Genomic DNA, 20321 nt, shown 5'->3' with positions numbered 1-20321 from the left:
CTAAACAATTAAACGCTGACGGTTTATTGTTTAGCATATATAGCCGTTCCCCAATTAACTAGCCAAATGACGCCTACCCCTAAAAAGAATAATTTTAACCAAATTCTAAACTGGTTTTCCGACAAAAAACTGCACATTTTAGTTTGGACCATATTCATATTCTACGAAGCCATCATCATCGGCATCTTTGCCGGCAGATTCTCTACACTGAGTACTTATGTTATTTTTTATAGTTTAAACATCGCTACCTTTTATTTTCATGCTCACGTTGTTTTGGCTTTTGCCCTAAAAAAACTTAACGAAAGGTGGTGGAAATTACCCTTATTCATTTTACTCGAACTGGCTGCTTATTTAATCCTAACGGTTTGTTTAGATTATATTGTAATTAATTATACCGACTATAACGGGCCCATTAAACTAATATTTAACGCGGCTTTTTTTGCTGCGCCGATTTATCGCGCCATATATTTTATGTGTTTTGCTACCAGTTATTATTTTCTCCTTAATTTTCTCGAAGAGCGAAAGAAGATCGAAGATCTGGAAAAACAACGTTTAAATAATATTATCCAAATCGCTAAATCAGAAAATGCCTTTTTAAAGGCGCAAATACAGCCTCATCTGTTGTTTAATACGCTCGATTTTATTTATCAAAATGCTAAAGATTCTTCTCCGGTTGCCGCAGAAGCCATCCATTCTCTTTCAGAGATGATGCGCTATTCGGTCGACAGCAATAAGGACAGGGAATTTATTTTGCTCGATGAGGAGATCAATCAGGTCGAAAACCTCATCAACCTGCATCAGCTGCGTAAAGATCACCACGTACAGCTCCGTTTCTGGTATGACGACGAAATACGTAACATTAAAATCATTCCTTTAGTGTTAACCACTTTGGTAGAAAACATGTTTAAACATGGCGAGCTGCTTACCGCATCACATCCTGCCGAAGTGAGCCTGAGGACTGAACATGATCAGCTTATAATAGAAACCTCAAACTTAATCAGGGCAGTTAAAGATAATTCAGGTTTAAGTTCAGGAATGGAAAACATCAGGAAACGTTTAGCTTACACCTATGGCAAAAGTGCCGAATTCAATTACTTTGCTGATTCAAACCACTATTTTAAGGTAATGCTAACCATTAAATTATAATCAGCAATACCTCATTTAATAATTTTAATCTAAAATTTCAGATTAAGCAATAATCTCAAAAGAAAAGCTGATTTTCCTTGCCGAATACGTAAAAATCCGTTTCGAATGTGTTTTTTTTTCATTTTACTGGCTGAAATTGTAATTTGCATCAACTAAACCTATAAAAAATGTCAATAAGTTGTATCGCTATTGATGACGATCCTCATTCTCTGGAGAGCTTAATAGCATATATGGATAAGCTGCCTGATTTGAAACTTATCCAAACTTTTACTGAACCGCTCCAGGCCCTCGCAGAAATATCGGTAGCTAACCCTGTCGACATTATTTTTATGGATGTCGAAATGCCCTCACTATCCGGAATCGAACTGGCAAGCCTGTTGAGGCAAAAAACAAAACACCTGGTTTTCACCACCGCACACCCAAGGTATGCCATTGATGCCTTTAAGGTTGACGCGGATGCTTATTTACTTAAGCCTTATTCTATTTTGCATTTTGCTAAAACAATAAACAACCTTTACCCAACCGGGAAAAAAGTACAACATGCTTTATCTATTTTCGACGATCATTTTTTTTACATCCCTTTACAGGGTGAAAATGGTGACCTGGTTAGAATAGATTTGAATGAGTTAATTGCGGTAGAAGAAATGGGAGAAGATATTCAGTTTAAAACGACAAAAAATGCTTTTTTAAGTTCGAAATCTAATTTCATCAAGACTTTGAAAATGTTAAAAAAACATTCTGCATTTATCCAGATCAATCCTACTGTTGTAATCGCCAAACAGCACATCAAGAGTGTACTTGGAAATAAAATACTGCTTTCGGGCGAAACATCTTTTACCGTTTCAGGCACATACATCGAACTTTTCGCAAATTTCATTAAGAACAATTTACTCCAGGAAAAACCCCGTCCCGGTGCTATAATGTAGTCTTTAATAACCGCCCCTCATCATCTCCAATCAGTTTTTAACGTTTAATCAAAACATTACCTTCAAAACTTTGTATTAGGATAGACTATTATTAATTAATTGATCTGTTTTGAAAAGAGTGTTGATTGTGGATGATGATCCAGATGTATTAGAAGTTTTCCAGGATATATTAGAAACTGAACATTATAAAGTTTATCCGCTACTATCGCCACGGTATATTTTTAAAACCATAAGAGATTTTAATCCCGATCTGATTATTCTAGACATTATGTTGAATGGAATGGATGGGCGTGCGGTGTTTAAAGAGTTAAGGTTGAATCCTGAAACAGCGCACATCCCTATAATTATGGCATCGGCCAGGTATGATGAAAATTATATCACATCACAAAAATATCATCCCGACGATTATTTAGAAAAACCCTTTAACATAGCAGATTTACTCCAAAAAGTAAATGCTTTAACCGAAAATTAAAAAATCAGATATGAAATTAAAATTATTAACATCTCTTCTATTGTTATGTACAGTAGTATCCATCCAGGTAAAAGCGCAAAGCAGACCAGATAAACTTTATTCGATGAGTGGAATTGGCTTTGCATTCCCCATGGGTGAAACTTCGGATTATTTTAAGCCTAAATTTTCAACATCCTTAGGTTTAAATTTAGGTTTAGGCGATGGCGGTTTGTTTCTTTATCCGAAAGTAAGTTTACATGCTTTCACCTTTAACCAGATTACCCCTGATGCAGGATATACCTACACGCTACAAAAAGGAAGAGCAACCACTTATTTATTAAATGTGGCATTAGGTTACCGTAAAATTGTCAATAAATGGGCATTTTATGGTTTTGCCGGTGCCGGCGGTGGCATTATCCTTACGCCACAGGCGGGGGTTAATACCTCAACTTTGCAGGTTACCCAGGATAATAAATCGAATAGTTTAGGCATTGCAGAAGGTGGTGCCGGTATAGAATACAATATTGGCGGTGCTAATTTATTTGTGGAGGCCAGTTACATGTACGGTTTTAGCAAAATCCAGAACCGGGCTTTTAACACGGTACCAATTTCTTTGGGCATTAAACCTAATTTAAGTAAACTGCTCAGTAAACTTAAATAACATCTACATACAAAATACAGGAGCGGTTACGTTAAATAGGTAACCGCTTTTTTTATGCTAAAGAAATAATCAAAATTATTTTCATACTAATTATTTTAGCATAGATTTGTATTTCAAATTAATTTAATGTTATACGCAGTTGTAGATATTGAAACCACTGGTGGCCATGCCTCAGCAAATGGTATTACCGAGGTTGCCATTAACATCCATGATGGCAATCAAATAGTTGAGTCATACACTACCCTGATTAATCCTAAGCAGCCGATACCCGCTTACATTACGGCACTTACCGGTATTGATGATCTCATGTTAATGGATGCCCCAACTTTTGATGACGTGGCATTACAGATTTATCAACTGTTAAATGATAAGATTTTTGTAGCTCACAATGTAAATTTCGATTATTCCTTTCTAAAGCATCATCTGGCAGCCGCAGGATACGATTTACAGTGTAAAAAACTGTGTACAGTACGGTTGAGCAGAAAACTAATACCTGGAAAATCTTCGTATAGCCTGGGTAAACTCTGTACAGCTTTGCAGATTCCGATTCAAAACCGGCACCGGGCAGCAGGAGATGCAGATGCAACAAGTATTCTTTTCAATTTACTACTGGAACACGATCAGGAAGGTACCATAGCAGAAATGCTGAAGAAAACATCTAAAGAACAGGTTTTACCGCCTCACTTAGATAAAGCCTGTATTTTGAGGTTGCCCAATCAGCCTGGTGTATATTATTTTAAAGATAGTAAGGGCAAAATTATTTATGTTGGAAAAGCGAAAAACCTGAAGAAACGTGTAACCAGTCACTTTACTGGTAACACACCTAACCGGCAGCGCCAGGATTTTTTACGCACTATTCATCATGTAGATTATGTAATTTGTGGTACCGAACTGATGGCTTTAATTTTAGAAGCCAATGAAATTAAACGCCTCTGGCCGGAAAATAACCGCGCCATGAAACGTTATGAGCATAAATATGATTTATATGTTTTCGAAGATCAAAACGGTTATTTACGTTTAGCCATCGATAAACATAAAAAGAACAATAACGCCCTACAGAGTTTCAATAGCTTGTTGGAAGGCTATAATTTTTTAAACCAACTGGTTGATAAGTACCAGCTTTGCGCAAAGCTGTGTTATTTACAAAAAACGGCAACCAAATGTTATGCCCATGAAAATGGCCAATGTTTTGGTGCATGCAGTGGCATAGAAACCGTAGCCGTTTACAACAAAAAACTAAATGCGGCATTAAGCGATATTCAAAACCAGCAACCCAGTTTTGCATTGGTAGATGAAGGCAGAAAAGAGGAAGAATTTAGCTGCCTGGTGGTGGAAAAGGGAAAGTTTTATGGGATGGGTTATTTTACAGACAGAAATTACTTATCGGATGGCCTGGCCCCCATCAAAAATGATTTATCTATCTATCCATCCAACAGTTATATTTTAAATTTAATTCTCAATTACGCAGAACAACATCCACAGAAATTGTATAAATTGTAGGAAATTTAATCAAATGCTGCCCAAGAGCCTCTCAATTATCCTGTTGTTATTAATTTCATATGCCTGGTGTTCAGGTCAAAATATTGATGATCCAAACATAGATTTAGCCCAGAAAAATATTGGTAAAAATATATTTCAAAAAACAAAAAACGGCGATTTAAGATCAATCTATCTGGGGAAAATAACAGATAAAAATGGAAAAGTTAAGTTTTATGTAGTTAAAGAATTTAGTAGAATTAAAGCTGCAATAGTATATCATGGTCATAGTAGACTTATATTCTATAATGCAGATATAAAATTCAAGGCGCAGTATCATTTCGATATGCCTGATGAACTACCTGTTAAATTAAAGGCTAATACGCTTTATTTCATCGATAAGAATCAAAAACCGGCCAAAACATTAACCTTACTAATCAACGACCGATTTCCTGAGCAGATTTTCAATAGTAATCAAGTCTCCTTCATCCAGTAATAACTCTTATGGATAATCTAACCTTTATAGCACATTGCCTATCTTTTGATGAAGTCATGGAACTGCCGCATTTCGAAAAAACTTCTTTTCGTGTAAATAAAAAGATCTTTGCAACATTAAATCTTCAAAAAATGCAGGCGACATTCAAATTATCAGCAATTGATCAGTCTGTTTTCTGCGATTATGATTCAAATCAAATACGCCCGGCTACCGGAGCCTGGGGTAAACAAGGCTGGACTATTTTTGAGCTAACAACATTACCAGATGAAATGATCATCGATGCGCTTACACTTTCTTATTGTAACGTGGCACCTAAAAAGCTTTCTGAAAAATATAGCAGAGACTGATTGTCTCAAACAGCCCTGTAAATTTTCTTTTTTGCCAAGGATAAGTCTATTGCCGCTTACCTATCTTTACTTACATCAAAATATAAAACGTTATGATAAAATCACTTTGGATAAATCTTCCGGTAAAAGACATTAATAAGTCTAAAGCATTCTTCACGCAACTCGGTTTCACCCTTAACTTACAGTACGGCGCCCGCGAAGATTCTGCCTGCTTTTTAGTAGGAGAAAGCAATTTGGCCATTATGCTTTTTGAAGAAGCTTTGTATGAGGGCTTTGCAGGAACCAACATTGCCGATAAACGCGATGGTGCTGAAGTATTGTTCTCCTTTGATGCAGAAAGTCCGGAAGAGGTAGATGACCTTGCGCAAAAAGTGATAGCGGCCGGTGGTACGCTTTATGGCGAGCCAGGCTACAAAGATGGCTGGATGTATGGTTGTGGTTTTGTTGACCTGGACGGACAAAGGTGGAGCATTCTTTATATGGATATGAGCAAAATGCCTTTAGGTTAGTTTTTTATTACTAAAAACATCAGTTAAAATTTGCGTAAGTGATTACTTACATGTATATTCGTAAGCAATCACTTACGCAATTAATTTATGAGAAGAGATGTATTTCAAGCCATTGCCGATCCTACACGAAGAGAAATCATCAATCTGATTGCGCATAACACCTTAAATCTAAATGCAATTGCCGAAAATTTCGACATGAGCCGGCCGGCCATTTCGCAACACATTAAAGTTTTAACAGAATGCGGTTTAGTAGAAATTACGCAACAAGGTCGTGACCGATATTGTAACATAAAATTTCAAAAACTTGCAGAAGTAGCTAAGTGGATAGAACAATACCGAACTTTTTGGACAGGCAAATTAGATGCTTTAGAAATACACTTATCAAAAGAAACTAAATCAACATAAAGATGAAAAACGAACCAGTTATTGTAGAGCGGGTGTACAACGCTCCTATCGAAAAAGTTTGGAAAGCTTTAACCGATAATAACGAAATTAAACAATGGTATTTTCAGTTGGAAAACTTTAAACCTGAAGTGGGTTTTAAATTTGAGTTTTCTGGCGGACCCGATGATGGGCCACAATATTTACATCGTTGCGAAATAACAGAAATTGTTGAGGGCAGGAAACTGGCTTACACCTGGCGATATGATGGCTATCCAGGCAATTCGGTTGTTAGTTGGGAGTTATTCGAGCAAGGCGAGCAAACCAGATTGAAATTAACACACAGTGGAATAGAAAGTTTTGCTGAGAACGGGCCTGATTTTGCCAAAACCAGTTTCAACGGTGGCTGGACTTATTTTGTTAATGATGCGCTTAAAAATTATTTAGAACCAGCAGCGTGATTTCTTTTGTTTCGTCAAAATACTGGTCGTAGCGTCTCGCTACGACCTTAAAGTTTCTTTGACAACTTAAACTTTCTTAATAGCTACCTATATCTCTTCCAGTGCTAATTTTATCGTTGCATAAATATAATCCAGGTCTTCATCACTGATGACATATGGAGGCAGGATATAGATGATATTGCCTAATGGTCTTAATATTATCCCCTTATCTAAAAAGTACGCATACAATAAATTACGCAGATTACTTAAATAAGAAGTTTCATTTCCAGTTTCCCACTCAATGGCAATAATGGTTCCCGTTTGTCTGATGGCTTTAACTTTAACATGTGTTTTAATCTCTTCCAGAAAAACAGCATGTTTGGCTTCTACCCGTTTGATATTCTGAAGCGTTTCACTTTTTAACAAGATATCTAAACTCGCCAGCGAAGCAACACAAGCAATCGGGTTCGCCGTAAAAGAGTGTCCGTGGTAAAGCGTTTTTAATTTATCATCACTTAAAAATGCTTCAAAAATCTCATTAGTACAGGTGGTTACACCTAAAGGCATTGTACCGCCGGTTAAACCTTTGCTTAAACAAATAATATCAGGTTTGTTAATTAGTTTCTCGCAGGCAAAGTAAGTTCCTGTTCTGCCAAAACCTGTCATTACCTCATCAGCAATAGTTAAAATCCCTGCTTCTTTGCAGGCGGATAAAAGTTGATCTAAATATTTAGCTTCGTACATGAGCATTCCGCCAGATCCCAGGATGAGTGGTTCGAAGATAAAACAAGCGGTATCGGTAAGATTTGAGAGATGAGATGTGAGATGTGAGATATTGTATTCGTTAGGGAGATCGATAAACTCGACATCGAATAACAAACTATTAAAAGCATCCGTAAAAATACTGCGACCGCTAACCGACATGGCGCCAAAAGTATCGCCATGATAGGCGTTCTTAAAAGCTAAAATCTTCGTTTTTGACTTGCCTTTATTGTCCCAGTACTGCAGGCACATTTTTAAGGCCACCTCTACCGCTGTTGATCCGTTATCTGTATAAAAAACTTTATCCTGTTTACCCGGTAATATAGGCAACAGCCTTTCTGCCAATAATACAGCGGGTTCATGCGTAAAACCTGCAAAAATCACGTGCTCCAGCACATTAAGCTGTTCTGCTACTTTTAGTGCAATATAAGGGTGTGAATGGCCATGAATATTAACCCACCAGGAGGAAACTGCATCGATATATCTTTTTCCGCTTTCATCAAAAACATAAACACCTTCTCCCCTAACAATGGGGATGTGGGGCAACGCATTCTTCATTTGCGTGTAAGGATGCCAGATTACCTTTTGATCGCGTTCAGTTAAATTAAGCTTGGAGTCCGGCGTTTGGGGTTTGGAGAAATCTGACATAAAAATTATTACTGTTCAACTGAATATTGATCTTTTAAAAGCTGGCCTACGGTTTTATCTGTTTTAAAGGTGATATCTTCAATACTTAAATCCTCAATTTTCACCCACCTAAACGCCTGAAGAATTTCACCTTCCCCATCGAAATCATAAATGGTATCCTTAAAAGCCAGCTGTAAAGGTGCTTTTTCTTTTACCAGATAATACACGCTGATGACCTGGCTATCGTTAAATGATGATTTCTCAAAAAAATCTGTAGTATAAAAATGAGATAACACCTCAATTTCTGCAGCACACTCTTCTACAAACTCACGTTTTAAGCCATCAATTAAGCCCTCACCAAGTTCTAGTCCACCACCAGGAAACTTACTGAAACGGAAACCATATTCTTCCTCATCACTCACCAAAACCTCATTATTCTGGTTAATTAACAATCCATAAACCCTAACATTAAAGTAGCTCATTTTCGAAGTGCTTTTTATTTTTGATTACTATTTCAGGTGTCCAGACAATTTCTTTTCTAAAAGCTTCAGCCCTAACCGGGCATTCGCTCATATGGCAATAATGACAACACTCAGGCAAACAGGGGTCTGCATGAATAAATAGCTCTGCTTTACGGAAGCCATTTTTGTTGATCAGTTCATCAATCTGCGAAATTTCGCGATGAACTTTATTTAAATCAAAATAGTAGGGTAATGTTACATGGCAATCGATGTGAAATTCAGGGCCATATTGCTGCGTACGCAGGTTATGCACATCGATCCAGGGATTATGCCTGTTCTTTTGTAAAACATCCACCACTTCTTCAACAAGTGTAAAATCGCTTTCGTCCATTAAGCCCCCCACCGAACCACGGGTAAGCTTATAGCCGGAATAAACAATGTAAAAGCCTACTAAAAAGGAGAGTAAGCTATCCAGCCAAATAATATTTGTCAGCTGAATTAATATTAAGCCAATAACAATCGCGCCACTGGTATAGGTATCGGTTAATAAATGTTTGCCATCAGCTTGTAAGGTAATCGAATGCTCATCTTTACCGACGTTAATGAGGTACAAGCCAACAATCAGATTGATCAAACCGGTAATACCAATAATTAGTGTTCCGGTCAATAACTCCCCTACCACGTGAGGATAGATCAGGTTGTAAGATGATTTGAAAATAATAACCACCCCTGCAATCAGAATCAATATCCCTTCAACAAAGGCCGAGAAAAACTCAACTTTTCCATGTCCATAAGGGTGATTTTCGTCGCGGGGTTGTGTACTGAGATAAATGCTATAAAAGGCAAAACTGCCTGCTATTACGTTTACAATACTCTCTGCTGCATCTGTTAAGATCGCATTTGAACCCGTAATAAAATACGCGACAAACTTGGCCAACATCAGCACCACACTCACCACCAGAGAAATTATTATTGCTTTCTTTTTTACCGACACAAGTATATTTTTTCCAAAAATACGCTTATCGAATAAATTAAATGAGAAAAACTATGTCTTTTTTAGTGCAGAATAATATTTGGTTTATATATTTGCGCTCAAAGTAATTAACCATGAGCACCTTATCCAAAAGAATCAACAGTCTATCTGAATCTGCAACCCTTAAAATGACCAAACTTGGCCGCGAATTAGCGTCTAAAGGCATTAACATCATTAGTTTAAGCGTTGGCGAACCCGATTTCAATACACCCGATCACGTAAAAAATGCAGCTAAAAAAGCATTAGACGAAAATTATACACGTTATTCGCCGGTACCGGGCTATCCAGATCTGCGCCAGGCGATCGTAAACAAGCTAAAAACAGAAAACAATCTGGATTATGATATTTCTCAGATCGTTGTTTCAACAGGTGCAAAACAATCGTTATCGAATGTTATTTTAACTTTGATCGATCCTGATGATGAAGTGATCATCCCAACACCTTATTGGGTTTCATACTCAGAAATGGTAACGTTGGCCGAAGGCAAATCTGTTTTTATCGATACAGACATCGAAAGCGATTTCAAAATCACACCTGCACAGTTAGAAGCGGCTATTACACCGAAATCGAAATTATTTATGTTTTCTTCACCTTGTAACCCAACAGGTTCGGTTTACAGTAAAGAAGAATTAGCAGCCCTGGTTGCCGTTTTCGAAAAACACCCAAATATCTATATTTTATCGGATGAGATTTATGAGCACATTAATTTCGTTGATAAACATGAGTCTATTGCGCAATTCGACAGCATTAAAGACCGCGTAATCATTGTAAACGGTTTCTCTAAAGCTTTCGCCATGACCGGCTGGAGATTAGGTTACATTGCCGCTAATAAAGAAATAGCAGCCGCTAACGATAAATTACAGGGACAAACAACTTCTGGAACCTGTTCTATCGCGCAAAGAGCTGGAATTGTTGCTTACGAGCAAGGTTTAGCCAGCGTTTTAGAAATGAAAGAAGCATTTTTACGCCGCAGAGAACTGGTTTACAATTTATTAAACGAAATTCCAGGTGTAAAAACAAATCTTCCTGATGGTGCTTTTTACTTTTTCCCTGAAATCAGTTCTTTCTTCGGTAAAAAAGATGCTGATGGAAATGTAATTAAAGATTCATCTGATCTGGCTTTGTATTTATTAAACGTTGGTCACGTAGCAACCGTTGGTGGCGATTCGTTTGGTAACAACAACTACATCCGTTTATCGTACGCAGCATCTGACGAAAGTTTAGTTCAAGCATTAAGAAGAATAAAAGAAGCTTTAGGTAAATTAGCCTAATCAGTTTTCAGTTAACGGTTTTCAGTTAGCAACATCATCATAAAAACCCATGTTAATTAAGTTAACATGGGTTTTATATTTATATCACCGTTATCTCAAGAAAAAAGGTTCGTCATCTCGACTGAAGCTCAGTCCCGAACGTTCGGGAGAGAGATCTATAGCAACAGATTTAGCTTCGCTGAGCACTACGTGGTTCTCGACTACGTTGCACTCCGCTCGAAATGACGATATGGTGTTTGGAAAATGAAAGCCAGCGTTTCATCAAAGCATCAAGTCCTTCTTTCCGTTACAAGTCCTCGCCCGATAAAGGATCGGGCTTGCGGGCTTTCCACTTCAATAAGGTTTATGAACCAAGGCATTGCAACTGAAAACAAATAACTATTGATTACTTAATCGTCATCGTTTTGCATAAGGGTGCATGCGAAAGGCGGTTTTATCACTGAAAGTATCTTTTCTTGATACGCATGTTCACATTACAAATGTGATTCTCAAAAGTCCTCGTTACAAACAAGGACTATAAAGACTATCATCGTCCTCGTTTGCAACGAGGATGCACGTGAAGGGCGATTTTATCGCCGAAAGTATCTTTTTTGATGCTGCGTGTTCACATTACAAATGTGAATCTCACAAATCCTCGTTACAAACGAGGACTATAAAACTTTACTGAATTTGCAAACTGAAAACCGTCAACTGCCAACTGGAAACTAAAAATTAGCTCCTGATTGCCTCTACCGGATCTAACCTTGATGCAGAATAAGCTGGCCAAAAGCCAGAAATCGTGCCGATAATAATTGATATTCCGATACCTAAAGCAATATTATTCAAACCCAGGATAATGTGAAAATCTGTGGCCGCACCTATCCCCAGGGCGAGCAGAAAGACCAGTAATAAGCCCAGCAAACCACCTAAAATACAAAGCGAAATTGATTCAAATATAAATTGAAGCAGGATGAAATAATTTTTCGCGCCCAACGATTTTTGGATACCGATAATATTGGTACGCTCTTTAACCGATACAAACATGATATTGGCAATACTGAAACCGCCAACCAGGATCGAGAATCCACCAATTACCCAGCCGGCAATATTTACCATTTTGAACATCGAATCTAACTGGTTAGAAATAATGGTGGTTTTGTTTAACGCAAAATCTTCTTCCTGGCCTGGCCTGATTCTGTGGATCGAGCGCATTAAACCTTTCAATTCGCTTTCTACTTCCTCCAGGCTTACGTTATCTTTACCCCGGACAGTTATTTGTGGTCCGTAACGTTCATTTTGGATATCTAAAACGCCTTTTGCAAAGGCAATTGGAATATTTACGTTTTTATCAAGAGAAGTACCTAACATATCTTCTCCTTCTTTTTTGAAAACACCAACAACTGTTAATCTTCTGCCCAAAATCTGCACTTGTTTACCCACTGGTGCATCGCCATCAAAAAGCCCATCGGCAATATCAGAGCCTAAAATACAAACAGGTGTACCATTTTTACTCTCATTTTCAGTAAAATACCGGCCGTCCTGAAGCTCGAAATTCCAGGTTTTATTAAAATCGTGTGAGGCAGCCCATACCGAAATGCCTTCTACCGAGTTACTTCTGTATTTGATTGTCCTGTCGTTAGTCGATATTTCGAAGGTAACACCTTGCGCATGTTCAATTCGCTCGCGGAGCGCTTCAAAATCACGTAATGAAGGCTGAGGACGGTTCATGTATTTCCACCAGGGATAATTATCGCCAAAACTCCAGGGCCATTTTTGAATATAAATCGTATTTGAGCCCAGTTTATCTACACTGGCCTGCAATTTACCGCGAAAGGTATCTACTGCAGAGAATACAGCAATAATGGTAAAAATACCGATTGTTATCGCCAGAAGCGATAACATGGTGCGTAATTTATTCTGGCGCAACGCATCAAATGCAAAACGGAAACTCTCGCCTATTAGCCTAAAGATTATCATAATTAAAGGTTAGATGCAAAGCTTTTCAAAAGGTTACAGCTTATCTTCAAAACTAATTAATTTTATGTCTACAATGCATTAATCGACCTGTATTATTTGATTTAAAATGATTAAAACATAATATACATAAAATGCGTTTGATAAAATACGAAAAAGAAAAATTAAATTCGTATTTTTGCACCTCAAAAAATTCATCAAGAATGAAATTATCACAATTCAAATTCAACTTACCTGAATCATTAGTAGCCAATAATCCGGCAGAACAACGCGACGAAGCTCGCCTAATGGTTTTACATAAAGACAGCGGTAAAATTGAACATAAAATTTTCAAAGACGTTTTAGGTTATTTCGATGACAAAGACGTAATGATATTAAATAACACTAAGGTTTTCCCTGCCCGTTTATATGGCAATAAAGAGAAAACCGGTGCAACCATCGAGGTTTTCTTGCTACGTGAATTAAACAAGGAATTACGTTTATGGGATGTTTTGGTAGATCCGGCACGTAAAATCCGCGTAGGCAATAAATTATACTTTGGCGACGACGATTTATTGGTTGCTGAGGTTGTAGATAATACCACATCACGTGGCCGTACCATCCGTTTCTTATTTGAAGGTACTGATGAAGAATTCAGAAAAAACGTTGAAATTTTAGGTGAAACTCCACTTCCTAAATACATTAAACGTAAAGCTACTGCTGAAGATAAAGAACGTTATCAAACCATTTTCGCTAAACACGAAGGTGCGGTAGCTGCTCCAACCGCAGGTTTACACTTTAGTCGTGAGTTGATGAAACGTCTTGAACTTAAAGGTGTAGAATTTGCAGAAGTAACGTTACACGTAGGCTTAGGAACTTTCAGAACGGTTGAGGTTGAAGATTTAACCAAACACAAGATGGATTCTGAGCAGTTTATCATCGAGCAAAAAGATGCGAACATTGTAAACAAAGCTTTAGAGGAAAAAAGAAAAATCTGCGCGGTGGGTACCACTTCAATGCGTGCGATCGAATCGGCTGTTTCTGCAAACAGAACATTAAAAGCAGCTAACGACTGGACGAGCAAGTTTATCTTCCCTCCTTACGATTTCAGCATTGCAAATTCAATGATCACCAATTTCCACACACCAGAATCTACTTTATTGATGATGGTAAGTGCATTTGGCGGATACGAAAACGTAATGAATGCCTACGAAGTTGCAGTAAAAGAAAAATATAAATTTTACAGCTATGGCGATGCCATGCTAATTATATAAGTTTTGCGGTTGGCGTTTGGGGTTTTGTGCCCTAAACGCTTTACCCTAAACGCTCAACTATGAAATACTACGCTATAATTGTAGCAGGCGGTTCTGGAAATCGGATGCAAACGGAAACCCCAAAACAATTTCTACTGCTCAAAAACCTTCCGGTTTTAATGCATACCATCAAAGCTTTTGCACAAAGCGATACCCAACCTAAAATTTTACTGGTACTCAACAAAGATCAACAGGCTTACTGGTTTAGGTTATGTGAAGAATTTAATTTCCATGTGCCACATCAGGTTATTGATGGCGGCACGGAGCGTTTTCATTCGGTAAAAAATGCAATCCATGCCATCGAAGAGGAAAGTTATGTGGCCATTCACGATGCTGTTCGTCCACTGGTTTCCAAATCTCTTATCGACAATTGTTTTAAAGCAGCTGAGCTTCAGGGAAACGTGATCACAGCAGTACAATCAAGCGACAGTGTACGCTTGCTTAGAGACGATAAAACAACGGCATTAAAACGTGATGAAATTTATTTAGTGCAAACACCACAAACTTTTAGCCTTAACATTCTTAAGGAAGCTTATAACCAGGAATTCAATGCTCATTTTACCGATGATGCAAGTGTAGTAGAATCTGTAGGCTACGGGATTAATATCATCGAAGGAGAAAGAGGAAACATTAAAATCACCTACCCCATCGATCTGGAGCTTGCCGAATTGTTGCTGAAAAATTAAAATACAAAAAAGGAGTTTCAAAAATGAAACTCCTTTTTTAATCCACTTACTTTAAAGTATTAATTTAAACTCATGGATATCGGTGCGATATATTTTTTACGCAGCCCGGCCAATTACTTTAAGCAGAATTGCAATAACTGCGATTACCAATAAAACGTGGATTATACCGCCAACGTCGCCGAAGCCGTGAAATATAAATCCGATCACCCATAGTATTACCAATACTACTGCGACTAAATACAATAAATTTCCCATAGTGTTAATTTTTTAGTAATGTTATTATTTGGAGTATTAACACTCAGCTTTTCCGTTTTGTTTAAAAAATGTAATTATTTTATTGGTGCGCTCACATATAGGAAATAAAAATGAAGAGATGAAGGCATAAAAAAACCTCCCAGTTTAGCTGGAAGGTTTTTTTTGTAGTTTCTGATGTTTAGTATTCATCCTCATTAAAGAAGAAATCTTCTTTAGTTGGATAATCAGGCCAAATTTCCTCAATGGTTTCATAAGGTTCGCCATCATCTTCTAATGCCTGTAAGTTTTCAATTACTTCTACCGGGGCACCAGAGCGGATACCATAATCAATTAATTCGTCTTTAGTTGCAGGCCATGGTGCGTCTTCCAAGTGCGATGCTAATTCTAATGTCCAATACATATCGTCAATTCAATTAAATTCTTGTTCTTATTATTGCGCAAAGTATATTAAAATTTTTGAGCAAAACAAACTTATTTTTCCACTATTAAACCCGCGGAATCCAAATGTTTTCTTCCGCCTTAAAATACATGGTCAGTTTTCGTGCCAAAACGAATAAATAATCGCTTAAACGATTCAAATAAATGCTTACACGCTCATCTACAAAGCTATTTTCTGCAAGTGCCACGGTCAGCCGTTCGGCCCTTCTGCACACACATCGCGCAATATGGCAGTAAGAAACTACAGTGTTTCCGCCAGGCAAAACAAAATGTTTTAAAGCGGGTAACTTTTCGTTCATCAGGTCCATCTCATTTTCCAGCAAAGTAATATCGGCATCGTGCAGATCAGGGATCTTCATTCTGGACGTTTCAGGATCGGCCGCAAGCGATGAACCAATGGTAAATAACCTGTCCTGAATTTCCTTTAGTAGTTTCTGGTCCTGCGTTTCAATATCCTGACACATGATTAAGCCGATGTACGAATTTAATTCGTCAACAGTTCCATAAGTTTCGATACGCAAATGATATTTAGGCACACGGGTACCACCAATGAGTGATGTTTGCCCCTTATCGCCTGTTTTCGTGTAGATTTTCATGCTGGAATGGTTTAAGGTGAAAGGTTTAAGGTTTAGGGTTTTCAAAGCCTTAGGCCCTACACCTTATGCCATCAACCTTAATTGATTTTCTCCCAATCGCTGCCATTATCTTTCAAAGCCTGCAAACGTGGAGATACATTTTTAATGTCGGTATTTAAATAATCGTTTTCAATCAAACCATCACGCATACGTACAATCCGGTGGGCGTGCTGTGCAATATCTTCTTCGTGTGTTACTAAAATGATGGTATTGCCTTTGCTGTGGATTTCTTCCAGTAAACCCATTATTTCAATTGATGTTTTGGTATCTAAGTTACCGGTTGGCTCATCTGCTAAAATAATAGAAGGGTTATTGATCAAAGCCCTGGCCACAGCCACACGCTGACGCTGACCGCCCGATAATTCATTTGGTTTATGATCCATGCGATTACCTAAGCCTACATTTTCTAATGCTCTAGCGGCTCTTGCATCCCTGTCCTTTTTGCTTGTTCCGGCATAAATTAAAGGTAAGGCTACATTATCTAAAGATGTTGAGCGTGGCAATAAGTTAAAGGTTTGAAAAACGAAACCGATTTCCTGATTACGCACTTCTGCCAGGGCATCATCACTCATGTGACTCACATTGGTTCCATTTAAAACATAGGTTCCGCTTGAAGGTGTATCCAAACACCCTAAAATATTCATTAGGGTTGATTTACCAGAACCAGATGGCCCCATCAATGCTACAAATTCGCCTTTATTAATATCTAAAGAAACTGATTTTAAAGCGTGAATCACTTCAGATCCAATAACATATTTACGGCCAATTTCTTTTATCGTGATGAGTGGTTTCTCCATGTTTTTTCTTTTTTAGACAAGCGTAGCAGGTAAGATGTTACAAGCGGATTAAAAATTAATAAAACTCATGATGTTGATCCGATAACTATCAGATTCAGATCAGCATGACGAAAGATCTATTATTTTTCAATAATTTTTGGCACCATGAAAAACTGGTCGCTATGCTTTGCTGCATTTTTCAAGCCATCAGCCGTAGCTATTTCCTGTTTCACTATATCTTCTCTCCAAACATTTACCGATTCGTTCATATAAACCAGCGGTTTTACATTTGAAGTATCCAATTCATTTAATTTTTCCATGAATGACAAAATTTTGTTCATTTCAGGAATGAGTGTATCCACCTGTTTATCATCAATATGAATTCTGGCCAGATCGGCTATTTTATGGATGGTTTTTGCGTCTAAATTCATATCTATACTAACTTACTATCAATCAATGTATAAACCTTTTCTTTCAATACATCAGCATCAACATCGGCCAAAGTTGATGTATTTATGGGTTTGTGGACGTAAATATCGCAAATTCCTGGCTTACTTCCATACTTTGCGCCGTCGTCCCAATTAATTTTCCAAACATCAGTAATACTTACGGGTACCAGCGGGATATTTTTATCAATGGCCAAACGGAAGGGACCATTTTTAAATTCGCCTAACTTTGGTGGGTAATGATCATCAATTTTACCTTCGGGAAAGATAATCAGACTCATTCCTTTTTCCAGGTTCTCGCCAGCTTTTTTAAATGCTTTAAAGGCCGAAATCTTACTGTCGCGGTTTACTGAAATATCGATGGTTTTAAAAAAAATGCCCAATACCGGATTATTCAGCAGTTCATCCTTTCCCATAAAATGGAATTTACCATGCCCCATAATACAGAAAATCATGATATCCAGGTTAGAGGTGTGGTTGGCGCAATAGATATAGGTTTGTTTACGATTCAGCTTTTCTTCATACTGGAAACGAAAAAAAACACCTGAAAACAGACTGCACAAAAAACTATTGGCTTTTCTGAAAAAATTCAGGATGCTGTAATATTTCTCATTACGCGAAGTAACGTAATATAAAGGATAGAACAGAGCGAAAAAAAACAGTATCCAGAATAGAAACCATATCCGGTGTACTTGTCTTAGAAAATAAATCATAGATAACCAAAAATATAAAATAGTTTGATATTTTAAGCAAGTGATTGTATTGAGATAAGATCTCTCCACTGCGCCCGAGATGATGATCGTAGAGTTCCATCCTTGCAAAAACCACAAACTATAAACCTTATTGAAGTGGAAAGCCCACAGCGCAGCGAAGAATGCAACGGAAAGAAGGACTGAAACTCCCGATGAAATGCTGGCTTTCATTTTCAAATTATGGGCATGTTAATTATGGTTAGTGCGAAACCAGCCACTAGAAAGATCTCTCCACTACGTTGCACTCCGGTCGAGATGACGAGCGCTGTATGTGTACTCCGGTCGAGATGACGAGTGTTCTAAAAAATCTTACCATTAAAAATGAAGCGATTTATGATTTGCTTGTATTTTATTTTTAATTTCGTGCCATTATGAAAGAAACAGTGGTGAGCGGCATTCGCTCAACAGGAAAATTACATTTGGGTAATTATTATGGTGCGGTTAAAAACTTCGTTCAAATGCAGAACGACTATAATTGCTACTTTTTTATTGCCGATTTACACTCGTTAACTACACATCCTACTCCAGCCGATTTACATGGAAACATTAAACATGTTTTGGTTGAATACCTGGCCAGTGGAATTGATCCAGAAAACAGCACCATTTACATACAAAGTGATGTTCCCGAAATTGCAGAGTTATACCTATATCTAAATATGAACGCGTATATGGGTGAACTGGAGCGCAGTACTTCTTTTAAAGATAAAGTGCGTGCCAACCCTGATAACGTAAACGCAGGTTTATTAACCTATCCGGTACTAATGGCGGCCGATATTTTAATCCATAAAGCTACAAAAGTACCTGTTGGAAAAGATCAGGAGCAACATTTGGAGATGGCCCGTACTTTCGGAAACCGTTTCAACAGGTTATACAATACAGAATATTTCCCTGAACCTTATGCTTTTAGCTACTCTGACAAACTGGTTAAAGTACCTGGTTTAGATGGTAAAGGCAAAATGGGTAAATCAGAAGGTGAAGCCAATGCCGTTTATCTATCTGATGATCCTGAAACCATCCGCAAAAAAGTAATGAAAGCGGTTAGCGACGGTGGTCCAACAGAAGAAAACCAACCTAAACCTGAGCCGATCCAGAATCTTTTTGATTTAATGAAAGTGGTATCGAGTGCTGATACCCTTGCACATTTTGAAGATTTGTACAGCAAAATGCAGATCCGCTATGGTGATTTCAAAAAACAACTGGCAGAAGATATGATTATTACGACTGCACCTATGCGTGAGCGTATTTTGGATATTGCCAAAGATGATGCTTACCTAAGACAAGTTGCTAAACACGGCGCATTAAAGGCCCGTGAAAGCGCACAAAAAACCATCAGAGAAGTTCGCAGTTTAATCGGGTTTAAAAGTTTTTAATTAATATTGTGGTAAGCGGATCGCGGTTGGCGCTATAATCGCCTGACGCAAAACGCTCACCGCAAAACGCAAGAAAATATGCACATAGCAATTGTAGGAAATATAGGTGCCGGTAAAACTACCTTAACAGGCTTATTGGCCAAGAATTATGGATGGGAAGCTTTATACGAAGCTGTGGACAATAACCCTTATCTGGAAGATTTTTACAGCGACATGAAACGATGGAGCTTTAACCTGCAGATTTATTTCCTGAATAGCCGTTTTCAGCAAATTACCGATATTGAGGTTAATAAACGTAACGTAATCCAGGATAGGACTATTTATGAGGATGCACATATTTTTGCCGAAAACCTGCATGATATGGCTTTAATGACCACCCGTGATCATGATAACTACCGGGCTATTTTTGACAATATTACCTCTTTTATTAAACCGCCAGATTTATTGGTTTACCTGCGTGCATCGGTACCTACATTGGTGAATAATATCCAGCGTCGTGGCCGTGAGTACGAAGCGGGCATCCGTATTGATTACTTGTCTAAACTGAACGAAAAATACGAAGCCTGGATTAAAGGTTATAACCTGGGAAAATTATTGATTTTAGATAAAGATAAATTAGATTTCACCAACAACCCTGAAGATTTAGGTACGGTAATCCAATCTATAGAAGCGGAGATTAACGGTTTATTTTAACACTCCTGCCCCTAAATGGTTTAAATATTTAATGTGAT

The 20321-nt window shown here is 37.8% G+C and carries 25 protein-coding genes; 15 read left to right on the top strand and 10 right to left on the bottom strand.

Annotation, left to right across the window (positions count from 1 at the left end):
* Positions 1-66 precede the first annotated feature (66 nt).
* The 10 genes from AC04QZ_RS01855 to AC04QZ_RS01810 all read left to right on the top strand — a co-directional run bounded on the left by AC04QZ_RS01855 (position 67) and on the right by AC04QZ_RS01810 (position 6854).
* Positions 67-1146, top strand: coding sequence for a sensor histidine kinase (locus AC04QZ_RS01855; RefSeq protein WP_478356342.1), 1080 nt, complete (start codon positions 67-69; stop codon positions 1144-1146).
* A 167-nt stretch (positions 1147-1313) separates the two neighbouring features.
* A complete protein-coding gene (locus tag AC04QZ_RS01850; RefSeq protein WP_478356341.1) occupies positions 1314-2072 on the top strand; it encodes a LytR/AlgR family response regulator transcription factor in 759 nt (252 codons plus the stop codon).
* A gap of 118 nt (positions 2073-2190) precedes the next feature.
* The gene (locus AC04QZ_RS01845) at positions 2191-2544 is read left to right on the top strand and encodes a response regulator (RefSeq protein WP_478357413.1); all 354 of its coding nucleotides are present in this window, start codon (positions 2191-2193) and stop codon (positions 2542-2544) included.
* Positions 2545-2554: 10 nt separating this feature from the next.
* Positions 2555-3184 (top strand): hypothetical protein, encoded by a 630-nt coding sequence (locus AC04QZ_RS01840; protein ID WP_478356340.1) that lies wholly within the window; start codon positions 2555-2557, stop codon positions 3182-3184.
* 126 nt (positions 3185-3310) lie between these two features.
* The gene (locus tag AC04QZ_RS01835) at positions 3311-4684 is read left to right on the top strand and encodes an exonuclease domain-containing protein (RefSeq protein ID WP_478356339.1); all 1374 of its coding nucleotides are present in this window, start codon (positions 3311-3313) and stop codon (positions 4682-4684) included.
* Positions 4685-4697: 13 nt separating this feature from the next.
* Positions 4698-5156 carry a hypothetical protein gene (locus AC04QZ_RS01830; protein ID WP_478356338.1) on the top strand — a complete coding sequence of 153 codons (459 nt, stop codon included), beginning with the start codon at positions 4698-4700 and terminating at the stop codon, positions 5154-5156.
* Positions 5157-5164: 8 nt separating this feature from the next.
* Positions 5165-5503 carry an MmcQ/YjbR family DNA-binding protein gene (locus AC04QZ_RS01825; RefSeq protein WP_478356337.1) on the top strand — a complete coding sequence of 113 codons (339 nt, stop codon included), beginning with the start codon at positions 5165-5167 and terminating at the stop codon, positions 5501-5503.
* 92 nt (positions 5504-5595) lie between these two features.
* The gene (locus AC04QZ_RS01820; RefSeq protein WP_478356336.1) at positions 5596-6012 is read left to right on the top strand and encodes a VOC family protein; all 417 of its coding nucleotides are present in this window, start codon (positions 5596-5598) and stop codon (positions 6010-6012) included.
* A gap of 87 nt (positions 6013-6099) precedes the next feature.
* Entirely contained in the window at positions 6100-6417 is a 318-nt protein-coding gene (locus tag AC04QZ_RS01815; protein ID WP_478356335.1) for an ArsR/SmtB family transcription factor, read from the top strand.
* Between the two features lie 2 nt (positions 6418-6419).
* Positions 6420-6854: an SRPBCC family protein gene (locus tag AC04QZ_RS01810; protein ID WP_086545949.1), complete on the top strand. Its 435-nt coding sequence runs from the start codon at positions 6420-6422 to the stop codon at positions 6852-6854.
* An 87-nt stretch (positions 6855-6941) separates the two neighbouring features.
* Here AC04QZ_RS01810 and bioA read toward each other — a convergent pair whose 3' ends face one another.
* The 3 genes from bioA to AC04QZ_RS01795 are packed head-to-tail and all read right to left on the bottom strand — an operon-like array spanning position 6942 to position 9677.
* Positions 6942-8243, bottom strand: coding sequence for an adenosylmethionine--8-amino-7-oxononanoate transaminase (bioA, locus tag AC04QZ_RS01805; RefSeq protein WP_478356334.1), 1302 nt, complete (start codon positions 8241-8243; stop codon positions 6942-6944).
* 8 nt (positions 8244-8251) lie between these two features.
* The gene (locus AC04QZ_RS01800) at positions 8252-8704 is read right to left on the bottom strand and encodes an NUDIX domain-containing protein (RefSeq protein ID WP_478356333.1); all 453 of its coding nucleotides are present in this window, start codon (positions 8702-8704) and stop codon (positions 8252-8254) included.
* A complete protein-coding gene (locus tag AC04QZ_RS01795) occupies positions 8691-9677 on the bottom strand; it encodes a cation diffusion facilitator family transporter (protein ID WP_086545946.1) in 987 nt (328 codons plus the stop codon). Before AC04QZ_RS01795 ends, AC04QZ_RS01800 begins: the two co-directional genes overlap by 14 nt.
* A gap of 113 nt (positions 9678-9790) precedes the next feature.
* On the opposite strand from AC04QZ_RS01795, the gene AC04QZ_RS01790 reads away from it, so the two are divergent.
* Positions 9791-10987, top strand: coding sequence for a pyridoxal phosphate-dependent aminotransferase (locus tag AC04QZ_RS01790; protein ID WP_478356332.1), 1197 nt, complete (start codon positions 9791-9793; stop codon positions 10985-10987).
* Between the two features lie 711 nt (positions 10988-11698).
* Here the strand turns inward: AC04QZ_RS01790 and AC04QZ_RS01785 are convergent.
* Positions 11699-12943, bottom strand: coding sequence for an ABC transporter permease (locus AC04QZ_RS01785; RefSeq protein ID WP_086545945.1), 1245 nt, complete (start codon positions 12941-12943; stop codon positions 11699-11701).
* A 200-nt stretch (positions 12944-13143) separates the two neighbouring features.
* Here AC04QZ_RS01785 and queA point away from each other — a divergent pair, with 200 nt between their 5' ends.
* The gene (gene queA, locus AC04QZ_RS01780) at positions 13144-14193 is read left to right on the top strand and encodes a tRNA preQ1(34) S-adenosylmethionine ribosyltransferase-isomerase QueA (protein WP_086549297.1); all 1050 of its coding nucleotides are present in this window, start codon (positions 13144-13146) and stop codon (positions 14191-14193) included.
* Between the two features lie 59 nt (positions 14194-14252).
* Positions 14253-14918, top strand: coding sequence for a 2-C-methyl-D-erythritol 4-phosphate cytidylyltransferase (locus AC04QZ_RS01775; protein WP_478356331.1), 666 nt, complete (start codon positions 14253-14255; stop codon positions 14916-14918).
* Between the two features lie 96 nt (positions 14919-15014).
* On the opposite strand, the gene AC04QZ_RS01770 is transcribed toward AC04QZ_RS01775, so the two are convergent.
* The 6 genes from AC04QZ_RS01770 to AC04QZ_RS01745 form a co-directional block, all read right to left on the bottom strand.
* The gene (locus tag AC04QZ_RS01770; protein WP_139180130.1) at positions 15015-15173 is read right to left on the bottom strand and encodes a lmo0937 family membrane protein; all 159 of its coding nucleotides are present in this window, start codon (positions 15171-15173) and stop codon (positions 15015-15017) included.
* 178 nt (positions 15174-15351) lie between these two features.
* Positions 15352-15573, bottom strand: a complete 222-nt coding sequence (locus AC04QZ_RS01765) for a DUF2795 domain-containing protein (protein WP_010603503.1) — start codon at positions 15571-15573, stop codon at positions 15352-15354.
* An 85-nt stretch (positions 15574-15658) separates the two neighbouring features.
* Positions 15659-16207, bottom strand: coding sequence for a cob(I)yrinic acid a,c-diamide adenosyltransferase (locus AC04QZ_RS01760; protein ID WP_478356330.1), 549 nt, complete (start codon positions 16205-16207; stop codon positions 15659-15661).
* A gap of 77 nt (positions 16208-16284) precedes the next feature.
* On the bottom strand, positions 16285-17043 hold the full coding sequence (locus AC04QZ_RS01755) for an ABC transporter ATP-binding protein (protein WP_086545942.1): 759 nt from the start codon (positions 17041-17043) through the stop codon (positions 16285-16287).
* Between the two features lie 119 nt (positions 17044-17162).
* Entirely contained in the window at positions 17163-17453 is a 291-nt protein-coding gene (gatC, locus tag AC04QZ_RS01750) for an Asp-tRNA(Asn)/Glu-tRNA(Gln) amidotransferase subunit GatC (protein ID WP_086545941.1), read from the bottom strand.
* 2 nt (positions 17454-17455) lie between these two features.
* A complete protein-coding gene (locus AC04QZ_RS01745; protein ID WP_478356329.1) occupies positions 17456-18181 on the bottom strand; it encodes a lysophospholipid acyltransferase family protein in 726 nt (241 codons plus the stop codon).
* A 410-nt stretch (positions 18182-18591) separates the two neighbouring features.
* Between AC04QZ_RS01745 and trpS the strand changes: the two genes are divergently transcribed.
* The gene (gene trpS / locus AC04QZ_RS01740) at positions 18592-19590 is read left to right on the top strand and encodes a tryptophan--tRNA ligase (protein WP_086545938.1); all 999 of its coding nucleotides are present in this window, start codon (positions 18592-18594) and stop codon (positions 19588-19590) included.
* Between the two features lie 78 nt (positions 19591-19668).
* Entirely contained in the window at positions 19669-20283 is a 615-nt protein-coding gene (locus AC04QZ_RS01735; protein ID WP_025144984.1) for a deoxynucleoside kinase, read from the top strand.
* Positions 20284-20321 lie beyond the last annotated feature (38 nt).

It is taken from the genome of Pedobacter folensis, assembly GCF_056490665.1.
The sequence above is the reverse complement of the archived record's forward strand: the minus strand, read 5'-3'. Positions and strand labels throughout refer to the sequence as shown.